The organism is Herbidospora sp. RD11066 (genome assembly GCF_054661255.1).
This window is the reverse complement of sequence record NZ_BAAGDO010000001.1, coordinates 764,703-784,492: the sequence shown is the minus strand read 5'-3', so window position 1 is coordinate 784,492 and position 19,790 is coordinate 764,703. Positions and strand designations below refer to the sequence as shown.

General features: G+C 70.4%; 18 protein-coding genes. 8 read left to right on the top strand and 10 right to left on the bottom strand.

Annotated features, from left to right (window positions below; all coding sequences use genetic code 11):
• Positions 1-90 precede the first annotated feature (90 nt).
• Positions 91-3,387, top strand: coding sequence for a S8 family serine peptidase (locus ACYQ78_RS03605; protein WP_459799200.1), 3,297 nt, complete (start codon positions 91-93; stop codon positions 3,385-3,387).
• A 57-nt stretch (positions 3,388-3,444) separates the two neighbouring features.
• Here ACYQ78_RS03605 and ACYQ78_RS03600 read toward each other — a convergent pair whose 3' ends face one another.
• Positions 3,445-3,873, bottom strand: coding sequence for a CBS domain-containing protein (locus ACYQ78_RS03600; protein WP_459799199.1), 429 nt, complete (start codon positions 3,871-3,873; stop codon positions 3,445-3,447).
• 147 nt (positions 3,874-4,020) lie between these two features.
• Here ACYQ78_RS03600 and ACYQ78_RS03595 point away from each other — a divergent pair, with 147 nt between their 5' ends.
• Positions 4,021-5,349, top strand: coding sequence for an aminopeptidase P family protein (locus ACYQ78_RS03595; protein WP_459799198.1), 1,329 nt, complete (start codon positions 4,021-4,023; stop codon positions 5,347-5,349).
• Here ACYQ78_RS03595 and ACYQ78_RS03590 read toward each other — a convergent pair.
• Positions 5,343-6,023 (bottom strand): L,D-transpeptidase family protein, encoded by a 681-nt coding sequence (locus ACYQ78_RS03590; protein ID WP_459799197.1) that lies wholly within the window; start codon positions 6,021-6,023, stop codon positions 5,343-5,345. The genes ACYQ78_RS03595 and ACYQ78_RS03590 overlap by 7 nt on opposite strands.
• 84 nt (positions 6,024-6,107) lie before the next feature.
• Here ACYQ78_RS03590 and ACYQ78_RS03585 point away from each other — a divergent pair, with 84 nt between their 5' ends.
• On the top strand, positions 6,108-6,746 hold the full coding sequence (locus tag ACYQ78_RS03585; protein WP_459799196.1) for a 4'-phosphopantetheinyl transferase family protein: 639 nt from the start codon (positions 6,108-6,110) through the stop codon (positions 6,744-6,746).
• Here the strand turns inward: ACYQ78_RS03585 and ACYQ78_RS03580 are convergent.
• A complete protein-coding gene (locus ACYQ78_RS03580; RefSeq protein ID WP_459799195.1) occupies positions 6,743-7,681 on the bottom strand; it encodes a cation diffusion facilitator family transporter in 939 nt (312 codons plus the stop codon). The two genes, ACYQ78_RS03585 and ACYQ78_RS03580, sit on opposite strands and share 4 nt — an antisense overlap.
• 60 nt (positions 7,682-7,741) lie before the next feature.
• Here ACYQ78_RS03580 and ACYQ78_RS03575 point away from each other — a divergent pair, with 60 nt between their 5' ends.
• From ACYQ78_RS03575 to ACYQ78_RS03555, 5 genes are all read left to right on the top strand, one after another.
• Positions 7,742-8,197, top strand: a complete 456-nt coding sequence (locus ACYQ78_RS03575; RefSeq protein ID WP_459799194.1) for a MarR family winged helix-turn-helix transcriptional regulator — start codon at positions 7,742-7,744, stop codon at positions 8,195-8,197.
• A gap of 25 nt (positions 8,198-8,222) precedes the next feature.
• Entirely contained in the window at positions 8,223-8,855 is a 633-nt protein-coding gene (locus tag ACYQ78_RS03570; protein WP_459799193.1) for an LppX_LprAFG lipoprotein, read from the top strand.
• A 44-nt stretch (positions 8,856-8,899) separates the two neighbouring features.
• Positions 8,900-10,375: an MFS transporter gene (locus ACYQ78_RS03565; RefSeq protein ID WP_459799192.1), complete on the top strand. Its 1,476-nt coding sequence runs from the start codon at positions 8,900-8,902 to the stop codon at positions 10,373-10,375.
• A gap of 146 nt (positions 10,376-10,521) precedes the next feature.
• Positions 10,522-10,971 (top strand): DUF6220 domain-containing protein, encoded by a 450-nt coding sequence (locus ACYQ78_RS03560; RefSeq protein ID WP_459799191.1) that lies wholly within the window; start codon positions 10,522-10,524, stop codon positions 10,969-10,971.
• Positions 10,968-12,815 carry a multicopper oxidase family protein gene (locus ACYQ78_RS03555; protein ID WP_459799190.1) on the top strand — a complete coding sequence of 616 codons (1,848 nt, stop codon included), beginning with the start codon at positions 10,968-10,970 and terminating at the stop codon, positions 12,813-12,815. The genes ACYQ78_RS03560 and ACYQ78_RS03555 overlap by 4 nt, the downstream gene beginning before the upstream one ends.
• On the opposite strand, the gene ACYQ78_RS03550 is transcribed toward ACYQ78_RS03555, so the two are convergent.
• From ACYQ78_RS03550 to ACYQ78_RS03520, 7 genes are all read right to left on the bottom strand, one after another.
• Positions 12,812-13,459, bottom strand: coding sequence for a response regulator (locus ACYQ78_RS03550; protein ID WP_459799189.1), 648 nt, complete (start codon positions 13,457-13,459; stop codon positions 12,812-12,814). The two genes, ACYQ78_RS03555 and ACYQ78_RS03550, sit on opposite strands and share 4 nt — an antisense overlap.
• Positions 13,450-14,697 (bottom strand): sensor histidine kinase, encoded by a 1,248-nt coding sequence (locus tag ACYQ78_RS03545; protein ID WP_459799188.1) that lies wholly within the window; start codon positions 14,695-14,697, stop codon positions 13,450-13,452. Before ACYQ78_RS03545 ends, ACYQ78_RS03550 begins: the two co-directional genes overlap by 10 nt.
• A 190-nt stretch (positions 14,698-14,887) precedes the next feature.
• A complete protein-coding gene (der, locus tag ACYQ78_RS03540) occupies positions 14,888-16,291 on the bottom strand; it encodes a ribosome biogenesis GTPase Der (protein ID WP_459799187.1) in 1,404 nt (467 codons plus the stop codon).
• 16 nt (positions 16,292-16,307) lie between these two features.
• A complete protein-coding gene (cmk, locus tag ACYQ78_RS03535) occupies positions 16,308-16,985 on the bottom strand; it encodes a (d)CMP kinase (protein ID WP_459799186.1) in 678 nt (225 codons plus the stop codon).
• Positions 16,986-17,044: 59 nt separating this feature from the next.
• The gene (locus ACYQ78_RS03530; RefSeq protein ID WP_459799185.1) at positions 17,045-18,133 is read right to left on the bottom strand and encodes a prephenate dehydrogenase; all 1,089 of its coding nucleotides are present in this window, start codon (positions 18,131-18,133) and stop codon (positions 17,045-17,047) included.
• Positions 18,134-18,154: 21 nt separating this feature from the next.
• Positions 18,155-18,514 carry a chorismate mutase gene (gene aroH, locus ACYQ78_RS03525; protein WP_459799184.1) on the bottom strand — a complete coding sequence of 120 codons (360 nt, stop codon included), beginning with the start codon at positions 18,512-18,514 and terminating at the stop codon, positions 18,155-18,157.
• Positions 18,515-18,544: 30 nt separating this feature from the next.
• Positions 18,545-19,790: pseudouridine synthase (locus ACYQ78_RS03520; protein WP_459799183.1), on the bottom strand; the 1,246-nt coding region annotated here is incomplete at its 5' end.

The following is a 19,790-nucleotide window of genomic DNA, read 5'->3' as shown; positions in this document are numbered from 1 at the left end:
ACCGCTCGTTCCAAAATGGTCACGTTCCGCATCGAACCCATCGCACAGGGAGACCATGTCACCAGTCCCACACCCCTAACGGGAGGTTACGTGTCCAAAAAGTCACGGTTAGCCGCCACAGCCGCCGCCTTATCCCTGGTGGTCGCGGTGTCACCCCCGGCGCAGGCGAAGCCCGCTCCCCCGAAGGAGTTCACCGCCACCCCGCTGACCAACCCCGAGCGGGTCACGGGCGCGAAGTCGGCCTCGGGTCAGCTCGCCAGGAGCGACGCCGCGCTGGTCAGGTCGCGGTCGGCGAAACCCGTGAACGTCGTGGTCAAGCTCGACTACGACGCGCTCGCCGCCTATGAGGGCGGCATCGACGGCCTGCCTGGCACCTCGCCCTCGGTCACCGGCAGGAACCTCGATCTTCGCAGTACGGCGGCCAGGAACTACCTGAAGCACATCGAGGGCATCGAGAACACCTTCCTCGCCGAGCTGCCCAAACGCGTGGGCGGCGCAAAGGTCGGCCAGAAGCTGCGGACCGTCTACGGCGGGCTCGCGCTGACGATCCCGGCCGACAAGGCCGCCGAGCTGCTGAAGATCAAGGGGGTGGCGGCCGTCCAGGAGGACAAGCTGGTGCAGCCGCTCTCCGACTCCAGCCCGGCCTTCATCGGGGCGCCGACGATCTACTCGAAGCTGGGCGGGGCGTCCAGCTCGGGCAAGGGGGTCATCGTCGGGATCCTCGACTCCGGCGCGTGGCCCGAGCATCCGCAGTTCGCGGACGGCGGGCTGCCCGCTCCCCCGGCCAAGGCCGACGGCACGGCGCGGACCTGCGACTTCGGTGACAATCCGCTGACCCCGGCGGCCGACGTGTTCGCGTGCAACCACAAGCTGATCTCGGGGCAGCCGTTCCTCGACACGTACAACGCCGTGGTGGGCGGGGAGGTCTACCCCGACAGCGCGCGTGACTCCAACGGGCACGGCACCCACACCGCGACGACCTCGGCCGGGGGGCCGGTGACGGACGCCAATCCGCTCGGGATCTCGCGGGGGCCGATCCACGGCATCGCACCGGCGGCGCACGTCGCGGTCTACAAGGTGTGCGGGAACGGCGGGTGCTACCAGTCCGACTCGGCGCAGGCGGTGGCGCAGGCGATCCTCGACGGGGTGCGGGTGATCAACTTCTCGATCGGGGGCGGGGCGGATCCGTACAGCGACCCGGTGGAACTGGCGTTTCTCGACGCCTATGCCGCGGGGGTGTTCGTGGCGGCCTCGGCCGGGAACTCCGGGCCGGGGGCGGCGACGGCCGAGCACCTCAGCCCATGGGTGACCACTGTGGCCGCTTCCACTCAGTCGCGGACGTTCCAGTCGACGGTGTCGCTGTCGGGCGGAACCACCGTCAAGGGGGCGTCGGTGACCGACGGGGTCACGCCGGCGCGGGCGGTGGTGCTGGCGTCGGCGCCGCCGTACAGCGACGCGTTGTGCCTGAACACGCCGCCTCCGGGGCTGTTCACGGGGAAGATCGTGGCCTGTCAGCGGGGGCCGAACCGGGTGCTCAAGGGGTTCCAGGTCCGGCAGGGCGGCGCGGCGGGGATGATCCTCTACAACGCCGAACCGCTCGACGTGATGACCGACAACCACTGGCTGCCGACGGTGCACATCGACAAGCCCGCCACCGACCAGTTCCTCGCGTGGAAGGCGGCGAATCCGGCGGGCACGGCCTCGTTCACCCGGGGCGCCAAGACCACGTGGCAGGGTGACCGGATCACCACGTTCTCCTCGCGCGGGCCCGGCGGCGACTTCCTCAAGCCCGATGTGACCGCGCCCGGCCTGCACGTTCTCGCCGGTACGACGCCGACTCCCGAGTCCCCCCTCGAAGGGCCCTCCGGGAACCTCTACATGGCGATCGCGGGCACCTCGATGTCGTCACCCCACGTCGCGGGCGCGGCGGCGCTGCTGTTCGCGCTGCACCCCACGTGGACGCCCGGCCAGGTCAAGACCGCTCTGGAGACGACCGCCACGACCGCGGTGACCAAGCAGAACGGCACCACCCCGGCCGACCCGTTCGACACCGGCGGCGGCCGCATCGACCTGACCAAGGCGGGCGACACCGCGCTCACGCTCGACGAGTCGGCGGAGAACTTCGCGGCCTCGGCGGCCGACCCGCTGAACCGCATCGACCTGAACCTGCCGTCGGTGAACGCCACGACCATGCCGGGCCTCATCACCGCCAAGCGCACCTTCAAGAACGCCACGGACAGGAGCCTCACCTACGCGGCCACCGGCAAGACCGTCACCGGCGCGTCCATCGTGGTGATCCCGCCGCTGTTCACCGTCAAGCCGGGCAAGACGCAGAGCGTGCAGATCGTGATCGCGGCGCCCGACCTGCCCGACGGGCAGTACTTCGGCCAGGTCGACCTCAAGCAGGTCGGCGGCAACCGGCAGCAGCACCTCCCGGTGGCGTTCGTCCGCGGCGAGGGCGCCGTGCCGGTCGAGCAGACCTGCGCCCCGGTGAGCATCCCCCGCAACACGGGCGAGTCGACCTGCACGGTGACCGTACGGAACGACACCCTGCAGGACACCGAGGTCACCGCGCTGAGCACGCTCAACGCGCGACTGCGCCTCAACTCCGTCACCGGCGCGACCAAGGTCGGCACCCAGATCGCCACCACGAAGAAGACGCTGGCGGGCCGGGAACCCGACGCCCCGGCCATCGCCCCGGGCGAACTGTTCGGCTACATCCCGCTCGACGGGTTCGGCGTCGCCCCGACCCCCGTCGGCGACGAGGAGGCGCTCAACTTCACCGTCCCCGACTACCGCTTCGCGGGGCGGACGTACAACCGCCTGGGCATCACGTCCAACGGCTATCTGGTCGCGGGCGGGACCGACGGGTCGCAGGACGTCGCCTTCGTCCCGCAGGACCTCCCCGACGCCGACCGGCCGAACGCGGTGCTGGCGCCGTTCTGGACCGACCTCGACGGCACCGGCGCGCCCGGCGTCTACGCGACGACGCTGACCGACGGCGTCTCCTCGTGGATCGTCGTCGAATGGCGGCTCCATCTCTTCGGCACGACCGACGTGAAGACGTTCCAGGCCTGGATCGGCGTCAACGGCAGCGAGGACGTCACCTTCACCTACCCGTCGCCGATCGCCTACCCCGGCGACGCCTACGGGCTGACCATCGGCGCCGAGAACTCCGACGGCACCCGGGGCGGCCGGGTCGCGGCCGGTTCGGGCGCCACCTCCGACTACCGGGTCACCAGCACGCCGGGCGCGCCCGGCGAGTCGCTGACCTACACCCTGAAGGTCAAGGGTGTGTCGGCGGGTGAGGGCACGGTCACGACGGCGACCTCCACCGAGCAGGTGAAGGGCGTCACCGTCGAGGTCGACAAGATCACCGTCCAGTAAACGGCAAGAACCCGGCGGGTGATCCCGCCGGGCTCTTCGTCCCCGAAAACAAGGAGGTCAGCCGTACATGTAGCCGACGAGGTGGGCCCGTTCGGCCTCCAGTTCCTCGATCGCGGTCTTGACGACGTCGCCGATGCTGACGATGCCGACGAGGCGACCGTCCTGGACGACCGGGACGTGCCGGAATCGGTGGACGGTCATGGTCTTCCGTAGATCTTCCACGTTCTCGTCAGGCCCACAGGTGCGGACCTCGGCCGTCATGATGCTGGAAACGGGCTCGCCGAGCACCGTTCCGCCGCGCTGGTGCAGGTGCCGGACGACGTCCCGCTCCGACACGATGCCGGAGATGGTCTGCCCGTCCGCCGACACCACCACGGCGCCGATGTTGTGCTCGGCCAGCAGGCTGAGCAGCTCGGTCACAGTGGCATTCGGCGAAACGGTCACCACTCGGGTGCCCTTTCCCTGCACGATCGTCCCGATGAGCAATCGACACCACCCTTCTGGCTTGTCTCCTCAGGCAACAGTCCGTGACGACGCCGCGTCAAGGGGAGGGGGTGGTTCTGGCCAAGGAATTTCACATTCGCCGAAATTCCTCTTAATGTGCCGGTGGCATGTGAAATACCATGCGACGTCATGACGACGACCGAGAACACCGGTTCCCATGACCTGCCGATCACGCCGGAGCTGGCCGCGTTCATGACGACGGGCTGGGCCGACACCCATCGGGACGATCTGCCCCAGCTGCCCGTGGCGTCGTACACCAGGAAGAGAAGGGCCAGGCTGGCCCTGCGGTTCCCGGGTGAGCGGCTGGTGATCCCGGCCGGAGACCTGAAGGTCCGCAGCAACGACAGCGACTACCGGTTCCGGGCGCACAGCGCGTACACCTATCTGACCGGCGCGCAGGAGCCCGGCGACGTGCTGGTGATCGAGCCCTCCGGCGAGGCGGTCCTCTACCTGCGGCCCCGTTCGCCCCGGTCGGAGGGCGAGGAGTTCTACCGCGACCGGCGCTTCGGCGAGTTCTGGGTGGGCCGCCGGCCGGATCTGGGAGAGGCCCGTTCCCTGTACGACCTGGACACCGCCCACATCGACGACTTCCGCCCGGGTGGGCGCACCCTGGAGCAGGACCCCGAGCTGACCTCCCACCTGTCCGAGATGCGGTTGATCAAGGACGACTACGAGATCGCCGAGCTCCAGCACGCCGTCGACGCCACCGCGCGCGGCTTCGAGGACGTCGTCCGCGCCCTCCCCCAGGCGCTGAAGCACCCCCGAGGCGAGCGGTACATCGAGGGGATCTTCGGCCTGCGGTCGCGGCTGGAGGGCAACGCGACCGGCTACGACTCGATCGTGGCCTCCGGCGCGCACGCCTGCGTGCTCCACTGGATCCGCAACGACGGCCCGCTGAACCCCGCCGACCTGCTGCTCCTCGACGCGGGCGTGGAGAGCGACGGCCTCTACACCGCCGACGTCACCCGCACCTTCCCGCTGGCGGGACGGTTCTCGCCGATCCAGCGCCAGGTCTACGACCTCGTGTACGACGCCCAGACCGCCGCCATCGCGACACTGAGGCCGGGGGCCCGCTTCCGCGACTTCCACCAGGCCGCGATGCGCGTCATCGCCGACGGCCTGGCCGACTGGGGCCTGAAGTCCGACTTCGACACGGGCCTCTACCGCCGCTACACGCTCTGCAGCAGCGGCCACATGCTGGGCCTGGACGTCCACGACTGCGCGAAGGCCAGGGCCGAGACCTACCTCGACGGCGTGCTCGAAGAGGGCATGGTGCTGACCGTCGAACCCGGCCTCTACCTGCAGCCCGACGACCTCACGCTGCCCCCCGAGCTGCGCGGCATCGGCGTGCGGATCGAGGACGACCTGGTGATCACCGCCGACGGCGCCCGCCTGATGTCGGATGCGCTCCCCCGCTCGTCGGTGGAGATCGAGACGTGGCTGGCGGGGCTTCAGTAGACCCAGACCCGCCCGCCGACCGGCAGGCTGTTGGACTTCCACAGCCAGTTCATGGCCTCGTACGACACCCGCACGCACCCGTGCGAGGCCGGCTTCGGCGGGACGTACACCGACCCGTGGATGGCGTAGCCGCCGTGGAAGTACTTCGGCCGGTAGAGCAGGCCCAGCGGCGACTTCTCCATCTTGTTCACCTGGCGCTGGACGGTGAACACCCCCCGGGGCGTGGTGGCGATCTTCCCGCCGCCGTACGGTTTGCCGTTGCCGCTGGAGGTGTTGAAGACCTTGACCACCTTGCCGCCCCTGACGACCATCAGCAGCTGCCGCTGGAGGTCGACCTCGACGAGGTTCCCGCTCGTGCTGCGGGCGGCGGGGGCCCAGCCCTTGCGGATCTTCCTGGCCACCTCCTCGCTCCAGCGGGCGTTGGTCTTGAGCCCGTTCACCTTCTGCACGGCGAACATCGCCTGCGCCATGTCGGGCCCGTAGACGCCGTTCCACGGCCCGGTGAAGTAGCCCAGAGCGGACAGATCCTTCTGCAGCCGCCGGTTCGCCGCGCTCGTCGTACCCGGCTTCGGGGTGTCCTGACGGTCACGCTGCGTGAACCTTTCCGGACGCGGACCGTCCCCCGTATCGGCCGCGAACGCCGCCCCCGGCGAGGCTCCCACCAGTGCCCCCACCAGCACACTCAGACATTTCGACCGGCCCATTGCTTACCCCCCGTAGTTCACTTGATCGACATATACCTCCAATACGCTGAGGTGATGCGCGCCCCACTGGCCGTCGCCGGTTACACCGACGAAGTCCTGGACGCCGTCGGGGGGACGCTCACCGAGACCGAGCAGGCCCGCGCCGACCGGTTCACCCGGGAGCAGGACCGGCTCGACTTCGTGGCGGCCCATCTGCTGGTCCGATATTGCGCGGCGAAGATCCTCGACATGCGCGCGTGCGTGCTCACCCTCGAACAGCGCTGCGACCGCTGCGGCCGCCCGCACGGCCGCCCCTTCATCACCGAGGCCCCGGAACTGTCGGTCAGCCTGGCCCACACCGCCGGATACGTCACCGCCGCCGCGGGCCCCGGGAAGGTCGGCGTGGACGCCGAGCACGCGACCGGCGGGCAGGCCGACGAGAACCTGGTCGCACTCGCCCTCACGCCCGCCGAGGCCGGGCTGGTCGGGCTGGACAACCGGCGGCTGATCCGCCAGTGGGTGCGCAAGGAGGCGCTGGTCAAACGGGGTGAGCTGGCCCTCGACCGGTTACGGGAGGTCGATCTGTCGAAGGTCCCTTTCGAGGGTCGTACACACGAATGGGAAGGCCGTCACCTGGTCGAGTGGACCTCGGGCACCGTGATCGCCACCGCGATCTTCGATGAGCCGGGGGAACTCCAGCTCATCGGCGGCTAGGGCCGGTCTTCGGCCGAGGAGGTCGGGTCGAGGAACACCTCGCGGATCTCCGGGAACTCACTGCGCAGCGTGCGCTCGACCGTGGCCGACGCCGCTTCGAGCGCGGCCCCGGTCGCCTCGTCGACGAAGTCGATGCGCGCCGCGACCAATATCCGGTTGGGCCCGATGAGCACGGTCAGCAGCTCGACGATCCGCTCGACCTCGGGCAGCACCTCGAGATGCTCGCGGATGCGCCCTTCGAGCGCGGGCGACGCCGACCGGTTGAGCAGCAGGCTGGCGTTCGCCCTGATCAGCGTGACCGCCACGAACAGCAGCAGCAGCCCGATGAGCACAGAGCCGATCCCGTCGAACACGGTGTTCCCGGTGAGCTGCGTCAGCCCGAGCCCGGCGCCCGCGATCACGATGCCCGCCAGCGCCGCGCTGTCCTCCAGCACGACGGCCTTCAGCATCGTGTCGGAGGTGCGCCGCAGCAGCGCGAAGGGCCGCGTCTCCCACCGCGAGGCCGACTGCCGCAGCTGCCGCAGCCCCTGGAACATCGAGACGCCTTCGAGCACGAACGAGACCGCGAGCACGACGTAGGAGAGGGTGAAGTCGGTCAGCTCCTCACCGTCGAAGATCGTGTGGAACCCGTGGGTGACGGAGAACCCGGCCCCCACGACGAGCGTGAAACAGGCCGCGATGAGCGCCCAGAGGAAGGCGGCATTGCCGTAGCCGAGCGGATGACCCCGGTCGGCGGGCTTCTCCCCGCGCTTGATCGCCGTGAACAGCAGCACCTCGGTGACCGTGTCGGCGGCGCTGTGCGCGGCCTCGGAGAGCATCGACGCCGACCCGCCGACCAGGCCCGCCACCAACTTGGCGACGGCGATGGCGAGATTGGCCCCACCTGCGACGACGACCGTGAGGAGGGAGTCACCACCATCGGTTTTGTCGTTCATGCTCGACATGTTGTCATGCTCCCGTGTACGACTGTGACTGGCGATCTTTAGACTGGTGGGATGGCAGACCCCCGCTGGCTGACGGCCGACGAGCAGCGTGCCTGGAGGGCCCACCTGACGGCCCACCGGCTCCTCACCCACCGCCTCGACCGTGAGTTGCAAGAGCACGGCCTGTCGTTCAACGACTACGAGATCCTGGTCAACCTCTCGGAGCACCCCGACCACCGTATGCGCATGAGCGACCTGGCCGACGCCACCGTCCAGTCGCGCAGCCGCCTGTCCCACCAGATCTCCCGCATGGAGACGGCCGGCCTGGTCACCAGGGAACTCTGCGTCGACGACCGCCGTGGAACGTTCGCGGTCCTCACCCCCCTCGGCTACCACACGATCGAACGCGTGGCCCCCGACCACGTGGCCGGTGTGCGCGCCCATTTCATCAACCTGCTCACACCCGGGCAGATCCGGGCGGTCGAGGAGATCTACACACCGGTCGTGACACATCTCCAGAGCAAGTGACGTTCCGGCGGCTAGCATCCCTGGCGTGAGAAGAATCCTGTGCTTGGCGGCCTTGGTGGCCTTTGTCACGGCCTGTTCCTCGACGACCGAGGGCGGACTCCCGGCGGCGCCCGACGTCCTGAAGAAGTCGGCGACCGCCATGAGCGCCGTGAAGACGGTGGCCTTCTCCCTGACGACCGAGGGCAACCCGCCCATCCCCGTGAAGACCGCCGAAGGCGACCTGACCCGCGAGGGCGACGCCAAGGGCAAGCTCCAGATCATGATCGGAGCGCTCCAGGAACTGGAGTTCGTCCTGGCCGGCGACTCGGTCTACATCAAGGGCCCGACGGGCGGCTTCCAGAAGTCGATGTCCCGCGAACAGCTGGCGGCCCTTTATGACCCGAGCGCGGTCGTGACGGCGGTCCCGACATTGTTGTCGTCGGCGACCGGATCGAAGATCGAGGAACAGGGCGAGTCCTACAAGGTCTCGGTGACCCTGCCCGGCGACCCGCTGAAGAAGATCGTCCCCGGCGTGACCGGCGACCAGCCCGGAACGCTGCTGATCGACAAGGCGACCAGCCGAGTGACCTCCATCGACCTGCCCCTGAACGGCGGCACGGTCAAAGTGGCCCTCACCAACTACGACGCCCCGGTGACGATCGAAGCCCCGGCGGTCTGATCGCGCGTGCGTTTCCGGCGGTTCCAGCGGTTAGCCTCTGCCTCGTGGAATCTGTGGAAGCGGGGTCCCGGTCCGACCGGCGGATGGTCCTCGGGGTCACCGGGGCGGCCGTGTTGCTGGCCGCGCTCGACGCCTATGTGGTCGTCACCGTGCTGGTCGACATCGCGGCGTCGGCCGGGGTGGCGGTCAACCGGCTGGAGCGGGTGACGCCGGTCGTCACCGGGTTCCTGCTCGGCTATGTCGCCGCGATGCCCCTGCTCGGGCAGCTCTCCGACCGGTTCGGGCGGCGGGCGGTCATCCAGGCCTGCCTGGCCGGGTTCGCCCTCGGGTCGCTGATCACGGCGCTGGCCGCCTCGATCCCGCTGATCACGGCCGGGCGCGCGGTCCAGGGCATCGCCGGGGGGGCGCTGCTGCCGATCACGATGGCCCTGATCGGCGACCTGTGGGACGAGAGAAGGCGGCCGACCGCCCTCGGCGCGGTCGGGGCGGCGCAGGAGCTCGGGGCGGTGCTGGGCCCCCTCTACGGCGCCGGGCTCGCGGCCGTCCAGGTCGGGTTCCTCGACGGATGGCGCACGATCTTCTGGATCAACCTGCCGCTGACCGCGCTGGCGGCGGTGGCGGTGCACCGCTACGTACCGGCCGGGACCAGGACCACCACGAAGGTCGACGTTCCCGGCGGGGTCCTGCTGGCCCTGGGGCTGGGGCTGCTCGTGGCGGGGCTCTACAACCCCGAACCCGACCGGCAGGTGCTGCCCTCGTGGGGCATCCCGGCGATCATCGCCGGGGCCGTGGTCCTGGCGGTGTTCGTGGCCTGGGAGCTGCGCACCCGCACGCGCATCCTCGATCTCGCGGGCATCAGGAAGCGGCCCGTGTTCGCCACGCTGACCGTGAGCCTGCTGGCGGGGGCGGCGCTGCTGGTGACGCTCGTCGACGTGCAGCTCGTGGCGCAGACCCTCCTCGGGACCGACGCGACCGGCGGGGCGCTGGTGCTGACGCGCTTCCTGGTCGCGCTCGCGGTCGCCGCCTTCGCGGGGGGCGCGCTGGCGCGGCGATACTCCGAACGGCTCGTCACGGTGGTCGGCATGGTGATCGCGACGGCGGGTTACGTGCGGATCAGCGGGTGGCCGGTGACGCCGGGCGGGCTGTCGATGGACATCGACCTGATCGTGGCCGGGATCGGGCTGGGGCTGGTCATCGCGCCGGTCAGCTCGGCGATCCTGAAGACCATCCCTGCCGTGCAGCACGGCGTCGCGTCTGCGGCGGTCGTGGTGGCGCGGATGATGGGCATGCTGCTCGGGGTGGCGGCGCTGTCGGCCTATGGGTTCCACCGGTTCCAGACGCTCACCGCCGATCTCGACACCCCCCTGCCGTTCGGGGTGGCGCCCGAGACGTACCAGAAACAGCTTGAGGTCTACACCCAGGCGGTGAAGGCGGCCCTGCACACCGAATATTCGGAGATCTTCCTCATCACCGCGGTCCTCTGCGCCATCGGTGCCGTGGTGGCCCTGGCGATGGAGTAGGGGGATACTCAAGCCGCCTCCACAGACCCGGACGAGTATCGATTCCGGCGCCATCCCGGCCGGTCAGGACGCTCGTCCCATGTGCTCGGGACACCCCTTGGCCCACAGTTGGCGCCAGCGACACCACTCTGTCTGGGGGCTCCCATATGCGTAAGGTCTTCTTCGTCTTCACGGTGATCATGTTCGTGTCCGTGATCGCCCAGTTCTACTTCGCGACGTTCGGCGCCTTCGAGCGGCCGGCGCCCGCGCTCGGCGCCGAGGACGCCGCGATCACCCCGCACATCCTCAACGGCACGATGGTCCTCCCGCTGCTGTCGATCCTCACCACGATCGTGGCGGCCATCGCCAAGGCCGGCGGCCGGCTGATCCTGCTGTCGATCACGCCGTTCCTGCTCGTCGCGGTGCAGCTGTTCGTGATCTTCGAGATCGCCGCGCTGGCCGGTGCGGGGGACGACAGCACCACCACCGCGAGCCTGTTCGTGCTCGGCTTCCACGCGCTCGACGGCGTGGCGATCCTGTGGGCGTCGGTCGTGCTGATGAAGCAGGCCCGCGCCCTGACGAAGGCCGCGCCCGCGACGCCGGTCGCCGTCGCGTGACCACCGCGCTCACCGGCGGCCTCGACCAGATCGCGCTGGTCGTGGCCGCCGTGCTGTGGTCGGCCGCGGCCGGGTGCGCCTTCGCCGCGTTCCGGCCGCCGCACGATCCGCGTCTCCGTCTGGCCGCCCTGGCGCTGTGCGCCGGGGTGGTCGTCGTGAGCGGGGTGCGGGTGGCGCTGACACTGCTGCTCCTGCGGGCCGGTTGGTGGTTCGCCGCCGAGAAGATCCTGCTGGCCCTGCCCCTGTTGCTGGTCCCGATGGTGTACGCCCTCGCGACCACCCTCCCCGCGCTCCTGCGGCGTGACCGGGACCCGCGCAGGGTCTACCCCCTGATCCTCACCGCGATCGGCGCGGTCGCCGGGGTGGCCTGCGACGTGCTCATCTCCTACCCGGTGACCCTGTCGTCGGCCCTGGTGCTCATGCTGGTCTCGGGCGGGGCGGCGGCCCTGGCGTGGCGGCTGGTCGCGGGCGGGAGCGGCGACCGGTGGCGGATCGCCGGGTTCGCGGTGGCCCTCACCGGCATCGTGTGGGCGATCACCGGAAGCTTCTCGGGTACGGCCATGCACGCGGGCCACGAGGCCGCCGCCGGAGGCATCTCACTGGCCTCCCTCCGCGGTCAACCCGACCCCAACGCCCGCAAATTCACTCTGACGGCGCAGCTCTCCCACGTGACCGTCGGAGGCCGGACCGTCGAGACGTGGTCGTTCAACGGCCAGAACCCCGGGCCGACCCTGCGGGTGGAACAGGGCGAGACGCTGGAGGTGACCCTCCGGAACGAACTGCCCGGCGACCAGGGCGTGACGATCCACTGGCACGGCTACGACGTGCCCGCCGGGGAGGACGGGGTGCCCGGCGTGACCCAGGACGCCGTCAAGCCCGGCGGCGAACACGTCTACCGCTTCAAAGCCGACGATCCCGGCACGTACTGGTACCACTCCCACCAGAACTCCAGCATCGCCGTGGCCAAGGGCCTGTTCGGCCTGCTCATCGTGGCCCCGGCCGAAGGCGACCACACGGTGGCGCTCCATGCGTACGGGAACGTCCAGACGATGGCCTTCGACGGCGCCCCCGCCACCGACCGGCGGGTCACCGGCACCGTTCCCCCAGGCAGCAGGGTCCGCCTGCGGATCGCCGACACCAACAGCCTGCCCGTCACCCTGGGCCTGTCGGGGGTCCCGTTCCGCCTGGAAGCGGTCGACGCCCGCGACCTCCCGGGCGCGACCCCACTGGAGAACCGCCGTCTCAAGCTGGCCGCCGGTGGACGCTACGACCTGACCTTCACGATGCCCGACGGCCCGGTGCTGCTGAGCGTCGAGGGCCACCCGGGCCTGGCGCTCAACGGCCAGGCCGCCCCGGCGACCGGCGACCTCCTCGACGTCACGCGGTACGGCTCCCGCCCCGAGCTGTCGGAGACGTTCGACCAGGAGATCGTCTGGGTGCTCGACAAGACGTTCGCCATGGTCGACGGGCTGCCGAGGCTGGCCCACACGGTCAACGGCAAGGGCTACCCGAACATCCCGACCCCGGTCGTCCGCGAGGGCGAACGCATCAAGATCACGATCGTGAACCGCTCGGGCGACCTGCACCCGATGCACCCTCACGGTCACCACGTCGAGGTGCTGTCGCGCAACGGCGAGCCCGCCAACGGGATGCTGGTCGACACCTTCGACGTCGAACCGGGCGAGGTCTGGGAGGTCGCGCTGACCGCCGACAACCCCGGCCTGTGGATGTCCCACTGCCACGACCTGGCCCATGCCGTGCAGGGCATGGAGTTTCATCTCGCGTACGAGGGCATCACCACCCCCTTCGACATCGGTGGCCCGGCGGGCAACCACCCCGCCTAGGAGCGGAGGAAGGCCAGCACCGCGAGCACGCGGCGGTGCTGGTCGGCGTCGTCGGCGTAGAGGCCGAGCTTGGCGAAGATCGAGCGGATGTGCTTCTCCACCGCGCCGTCGCTGACCACCAGATGGCGGCCGATCGCCGGGTTGGAGCGGCCCTCGGCCATCAGCTCCAGGACCTCCCGCTCCCGCGGGGTCAGCGTGGCCACCGGGTCGTCGCGGCGGCGGCGGACCATGAGCTGGGAGACGACCTGCGGGTCGAAGACGGTCCCGCCGGAGGCGACCCGGCGCAGCCCGGCCATGAACTCCTCGACGTCGATCACGCGGTCTTTCAGCAGGTAGCCGACCCCGCCCCGGGCGTCGGCGAGCAGGTCGTCGGCGTAGGAGACCTCGACGTACTGGGACAGGATGAGGATCGGCGCCCCGGGGATCTTCTGCCGGGCCGAAACGGCCGCGCGCAGGCCCTCGTCGGTGAAGGTCGGCGGCATGCGCACGTCGACCACGGACACATCGGGCCGATGCGCCGCGACGGCGGCCACGAGCTCCTCGCCCGTGCCCACCGTCGCGACCACCTCACAGCCGAACTCCTCGAGAAGGCGTACAAGACCCTCTCTGATGAGCACGGCGTCGTCGGCCACCACTACCCGCACGGAACCTCCGCCACGATCAGGGTCGGTCCCCCGGCCGGGGACCGAACGGACAGCTCACCGTCGACCGCGCGCAGCCGGTCGGCCAGACCCGACAGCCCGTGGCCCTTGGCGACGTGGGCCCCGCCCACGCCGTCGTCGCCGATGGTGAGCAGCAGCGAGTCACCCGTGCGGTCGAGCATGACCCGGCACACGGTGGCCCGGCTGTGCTTGGCGACGTTGGTGAGCGCCTCGGCGGTGACGAAATAGACGGTGTTCTCGACCAGCGCCGCGAACCGCTCCTCGATCCGGACGTCGAGCTCGACCGGCACGGTGCACCGCGCGGCCAGCGCGGACAGCGCCGGGTTCAGCCCCCGGTCGGCGAGGATCGGCGGCGCGATCCCCCGCGACAGGGCCCGCAGCTCGTCGAGCGTCTCCCGGGTGGCGGTGATCGCCTGCCCGATCGTCGTCGACGCGGCCTCGGCGTCGCGCTCCAGCAGCCGCTGGGCCCGCGACAACTCCATCGCCAGGTGGACGAGCCGCTGCTGCGGCCCGTCGTGGATGTCCCTCTCCAGGCGCCGCAGCGCGTCGGCCTCGGCGTGGGCGGCGGCGTGCCGGCCCTCGGTGAGGTGGTCGATGCGGCCCTGGAGCTCGGCCATGCCGCTGAGCATGGTCCGGCTCAGGTTGGCCTGCAACGTGGCCATGAACCGGACCACGGGGAAGATCACCAACACCGCGATGATGCCCAGCACCGCGTAGAACAGGATGTTGGACAGGTAGTCGCCGGGCAGGCCCAGCAGCTCGGGCAGATCGTTGTTGCCGGGGATCCGGCTGGTGAACCAGCCCCAGATCGGATAGGTGATCCCGCTCAGCACCAGCGCCCACATCACGGTCGTGACGACGAACGTCGCGATCGCGACCGGGAACATGATGAACAGGAGCAGCGCGTCGAGCCACGACTGGGGGGTCACGATCGGGTTGACCAGCCGGCGGATCCACCCGGCACCGACCGGCGGCGCCGGATAGTGCGGACGGGGCACCGGCCGGTCGAGGACCAGCGCGATGCGACCCCTTTCGAGGTCACCGAACAGGCGGGCGATGAGCAGCGTGACCGAAAGGACGGCCACGCCGACACCAACGACGACGGTCCCGGCTCCGGCGGAGAGCCCGGCGACCATCAGGCAGAACGCGACCGTCGCCAGGGGGAAGCCCAGCAGCAGGTAGCCGGTGTCGGCGGCCAGGCGGCGCAGATGTGTTCTCATGCCCATCAACTTAGGAATCAGCGGCACTTCCCCACGATCCCGCGTACACCCGGCCGATGGTAGGGCCTGCACCACCATCACAGGCCCCTGAACCCATCCCGGCACTTCACGAGCCGCACCGGAGTGGGCCGAGATCGCCGCACGCCACGGCTTCTCCGCACCCACGCTCGCCCGGCGCGGCCCGGTGGTGCTACTTCTTGCGCTTCTCCCGGATCTTCATGGTGACCGCGATCGGGGAGCCCTCGAAGCCGAACTCCTCGCGCAGCCGCCGCTCGATGAAGCGGCGGTAGGTCTCCTCGAGGAAGCCCGAGGTGAACAGGACGAACTTCGGCGGCTCGGTGGCGGCCTGGGTGCCGAAGAGGATCTTCGGCTGCTTGCCGCTCCGGACCGGCGGCGGGGTCGCCTGCACGAGCTCGGTGAGGAACTGGTTGAGCCGCGCGGTGGGCACGCGGGTCGTCCACGAGTCGATCGCCCGCTCCAGGGCGGGGACCAGCTTCTCGACGTGGCGGCCGGTCTTGGCGGAGATGTTCACGCGCAGCGCCCACGGGGTGCGGACGAGCTGGCGTTCGATCTCCTTCTCCAGGTAGTAGCGCCGGTCTTCGTCGACCAGGTCCCACTTGTTGAAGGCCACGACCATGGCCCGGCCCGACTCGATGACCAGCGAGATGATCCGCAGGTCCTGTTCGGTGAGGACGTCGGAGGCGTCGATCAGCACGATCGCCACCTCGGCCCGCTCCAGGGCGGCGCGGGTGCGCATGGCGGCGTAGAAGTCGGCGCCCTTGAGCTCGCGGTCGCGCCGCCGGATGCCGGCGGTGTCGATGAAGCGCCAGGTCTGCCCGCCGAGCTCGACGAGCTCGTCGACCGGGTCACGCGTGGTGCCGGCCATCGGGTCGACCAGCACCCGCTCCTCACCGGCGACCCGGTTCAGCAGCGACGACTTGCCCACGTTGGGCTTGCCGAGCAGCGCCACGCGGCGCGGGCCGCGCTCGTCGCCGAACTTCAGCGGCGGCGTCTCGGGCAGCGCCTCGAGCACGACGTCGAGCAGGTCGCCGCTGGAGCGGCCATGCAGGGCCGACACCGGGTGGGGCTGGCCGAGGCCGAGCGACCACAGCTCGTTGGCCTCCAGCTCCACCATCTGGTTGTCGACCTTGTTGGCGGCCAGGACGACCGGCTTGCCCGCCTGGCGCAGCACGCTGCCGACGGCCTCGTCGGAGTCGGTGATCCCGACCGTGGCGTCGACCACGAACAGGATCACGTCGGCCAGCTCGGCCGCGATCTGCGCCTGCTCGGCGATCTTCAGGGCCATGCCGGTGGCGTCGGGGTCCCACCCGCCGGTGTCGACGAGCGTGAACCTGCGGCCCCGCCAGTTGGCGTCGTAGGTGACCCGGTCACGGGTCACTCCGGGCACGTCTTCGACGACCGCCTCCCGGCGGCCGATAATGCGGTTGACCAGGGTCGATTTGCCCACGTTGGGGCGACCCACCACCGCCACGACGGGCAGCGGACCCGAATCGGGCTCCTCGTCGAAGCCTCCCTCGTCGAGGGTGGCCAGTTCGGACTCGATCCAGCCGTCGTCGTCGTACTCCGCGCTCATCGCGGCATTCCTCCTGTCAGCGCGCCTCGATCGGGGCGCGCTCCTTCACGAGCCGCAGGATCTCGGCGATGACCTCGTCGAGCCCCAGCTCAGTGGTGTCGACCTCGACCGCGTCGGCGGCCATGGTGAGCGGGTCGGCCTTGCGGGTGGAGTCGAGCGTGTCGCGGCGGGCCATGTCGGCCACCTGCGCCTCGACGGTCGACCCGGTCAGCTCGGCGTTGCGCCGCCGCGCGCGGGCCTCGGCGCTGGCGGTCAGATAGATCTTGACGGGGGCCTGGGGGGCGACGACGGTGCCGATGTCCCGGCCTTCGACGACCATGCCCTCGGGGGTGGCGGCGATCAGTTCACGCTGGAGGGCGACCAGCCGGGCGCGGACCTCGGGAACCGCCGCGACCGCCGACACGGCACCGGTCACGACCGCCTCGCGGATCGGCGCGTTGACGTCGATCCCGCCGACGGTGACGCCGGACTTCTCGGGGTCGGTGGACATCTCCAGCACGGGCTCGCCCGCGCGGGCCGCGATGGTCTCGGCGTCGGTCAGGTCGATGCCCTGGTCGAGCACCCACCAGGTGACCGCCCGGTACATCGCCCCCGTGTCGAGGTAACGCAGGCCCAGCGCACGAGCCACTCCGCGTGACGCGCTCGACTTGCCCGACCCCGAAGGCCCGTCCATGGCGACGACCAGACCCGGCACGGTCCACTCCCCTGTTCTCGTATGTGTTGCGACTCCAGAAGGCTACCGGCGCCCAGGGGTCACCCCTGCAATTGCCAGCCCTGCGCCCGCAGCGCCGACGCGAAGATCGCCGCCGATTCCGGCTGGACCGACAGCTCCACCGCGCCCAGGGGCAGCCCCGGCACGTGCTCCAGGCGCACGTCCTCGATGCTGACCCCCGCCTGCTCGGCCACCTGGAACAGCCGGGCCAGCTCGCCCGGACGGTCGCCGATGACCACTTGGACCACCGCGTAGGTGCGCGCCGGGCCGCCGTGCTTGCCGGGGATGCGGCCGGTTCCGGTCACGCCCCGCCGGAGCAGGTCGGTGACCTCGTTCATGGCCGTGCCGTCGATCGCGAACTCCCGCAGCGACTGTGCCGCCGTGTGGAGATCGGCCGCGACCGCCTCCAGGACCTCCGCCACCGGGGTGGCGTTCCCGGACAGGATGCCCGTCCACAGGGCGGGATCGCTGGCCGCGATGCGGGTGACGTCGCGGACCCCCTGACCGCTGAGGCCGAGCGCCGTGTCGGTGGCGTCGGCCAGCCGGGCGGCCACCGCCGCCGCCGTCACGTGAGGCGCGTGCGAGATCAGCGCCACGGCCCGGTCGTGCTCCTCGGCCCCGACGGTGACCGGGTTGGCCCCGCAGAGCGCGACGAGTTCGTACGCGGCGTCGCGGGCGTCCTTGCCCGACTCGACCGTCGGGCAGAGCGCCCACGGGCGGCCGAGGAACAGATCTCCCCGGGCCGCGCCGGGACCGGACTTCTCGCGCCCGGCCAGGGGATGCCCGGCCACATACGTCGACAGGTCACACCCCAGCACCGAGGCCTGCGCGATCGGCAGGGCCTTCACGCTGGCCACGTCGGTGTAGAAGCGGGCCGCCTCGGTCTTCTGCAGCTCCAGCAACTGCTCCGCGACGAACTGCGGCGGCACCGCGATGACCGCGATGTCGGCCCGCTCGGTGCCGTCCCAGGGTTGGCCGGCCCCCAGTTCGCTGGCCAGCCGCGCGGCCCCCGGGTCACGGTCGGCCAGCAGCACCCTGATGTCACGGCGGCGCAGTGCCAGCGCCAGCGACGTGCCGATGAGGCCCGTGCCGACAACCAGGGCACTGGTGAGTGAGCCACCCTCGGTCATGGAATTACCTCGGTGATCTGTCTATTGAGCGATGTCGACCCGCAGCGCGACCGCGCCGCGCAGGTAGACGTGGTGGATCTCCTGGCGCGGCCGGTCGACGGAGATGTGGGCCATCAGCCGCACGACGCGGGGCAGCGCGCCCGGCACGTCGATCTCGGTGGCGCAGATCAGCGGCACGTCGTGGAAGCCCAGCTTACGGGCGGCCAGTGCCGGGAACTCGGCGGTCAGGTCGGGCGTGGCGGTAAAGATCACGCTGATCACGTCGTCGGTGGTGAGCCTGTTCCGCTCCATGACTTCTGTGACCAGTTCGGTCGCACCCGAGATGATCGAATCACGATCGTTCCCGTCGACCTGGATCGCGCCGCGTACCGCCCTGACCATGCCTGACTCCTATCTGATCGTCCGCAAAGGCTACAGCTTGACGGATGCGTAGAGTTCGCCCACTTCGTGCAGGCTGAGCGCGCGGATCGTCCCCGGCTTGAGACGGCCGAGCTTGACCGGCCCGAACTCGATGCGGGCCAGGTCGATCACGCGGTGCCCGGTCTCCTCCAGCAGGCGGCGCACGATGTGCTTGCGCCCCTCGTGCAGGACGATCTCGACGAGCGCCTGCTGACCGTGCTCCTGGACGACGTTGAAGGAGTCGACCTTGGCCAGGCCGTCTTCCAGCTCGATCCCGTTGCGCAGCGTCTTGTGCAGGTCACGCTGGATCGGGCCGGGGACCTTCGCCCAGTACTTCTTCGACACGCCGTAGCTCGGGTGGGTCAGCCGGTGGGCCAGCTCACCGTCGTTGGTGAGCAGCAGCAGCCCCTCGGTCTCGGTGTCGAGCCGCCCCACGTGGAACAGCCGAGGCGCGAGTTCCTGGACGAAGTCGGCCAGGCACGGCCGCCCCTCCGGGTCCTCCATCGTGGAGACGACGCCGATGGGCTTGTTGAGCGCGTAGTAGACCAGGTCGGGCGCGGTCGGGATGCGCTTGCCATCGACGTGGATGATCTGCTTGGTCGGGTCGACCCGGGCGCCGAACCGGCGCACGACCTGACCGTCGACGGTCACGCGACCCTCGCCGATCATGTCCTCACAGGCCCGCCGCGACGCGACGCCCGCCTGCGCGAGCACCTTCTGCAGCCGCTCGCCACCGGGAACCTCGGTGGTGTCGCGCTCGTCGGTGTAGCCGGGCTCCCAGAACTCGGGGTCCCGCTTCGGCTGAGCCGAGGTCTTGAAAGGCTGCGCCGCCGCCTTGGGCCGCACAGGCTTTCCCACGGTCTGTACGCCATCACGGCGCGCCGGCCGGTCATTGCGCTCCGACCGGTCGGACTTGCCGAAGCGAGCCCTGGACCCCTGGGGGGTCGGGGTGCCCCGCCCGTCCCGCGACTCGAACGACCGCTGAGGCCGCTCGCCACCACCGGCACGGTCGTCCCGGTAGGGACGCTGCGGCCGGTCGTCCCGCGAGGGCCGGTCACTGTTGAAGGACCGCTGCGGCCGGTCACCGTAGGGGCGAGCGGGCCGGTCGTCGCCGTAGGAACGCTGCGGCCGGTCGGTACGCGGACGGTCGTCACGCGCGGGCCGGTCGTTACCGAACGACCGCTGCGACCGGTCACCATAAGGGCGAGCGGGGCGATCGTCGTTGTAGGAACGCTGCGGCCGGTCGCCATAGGGCCGG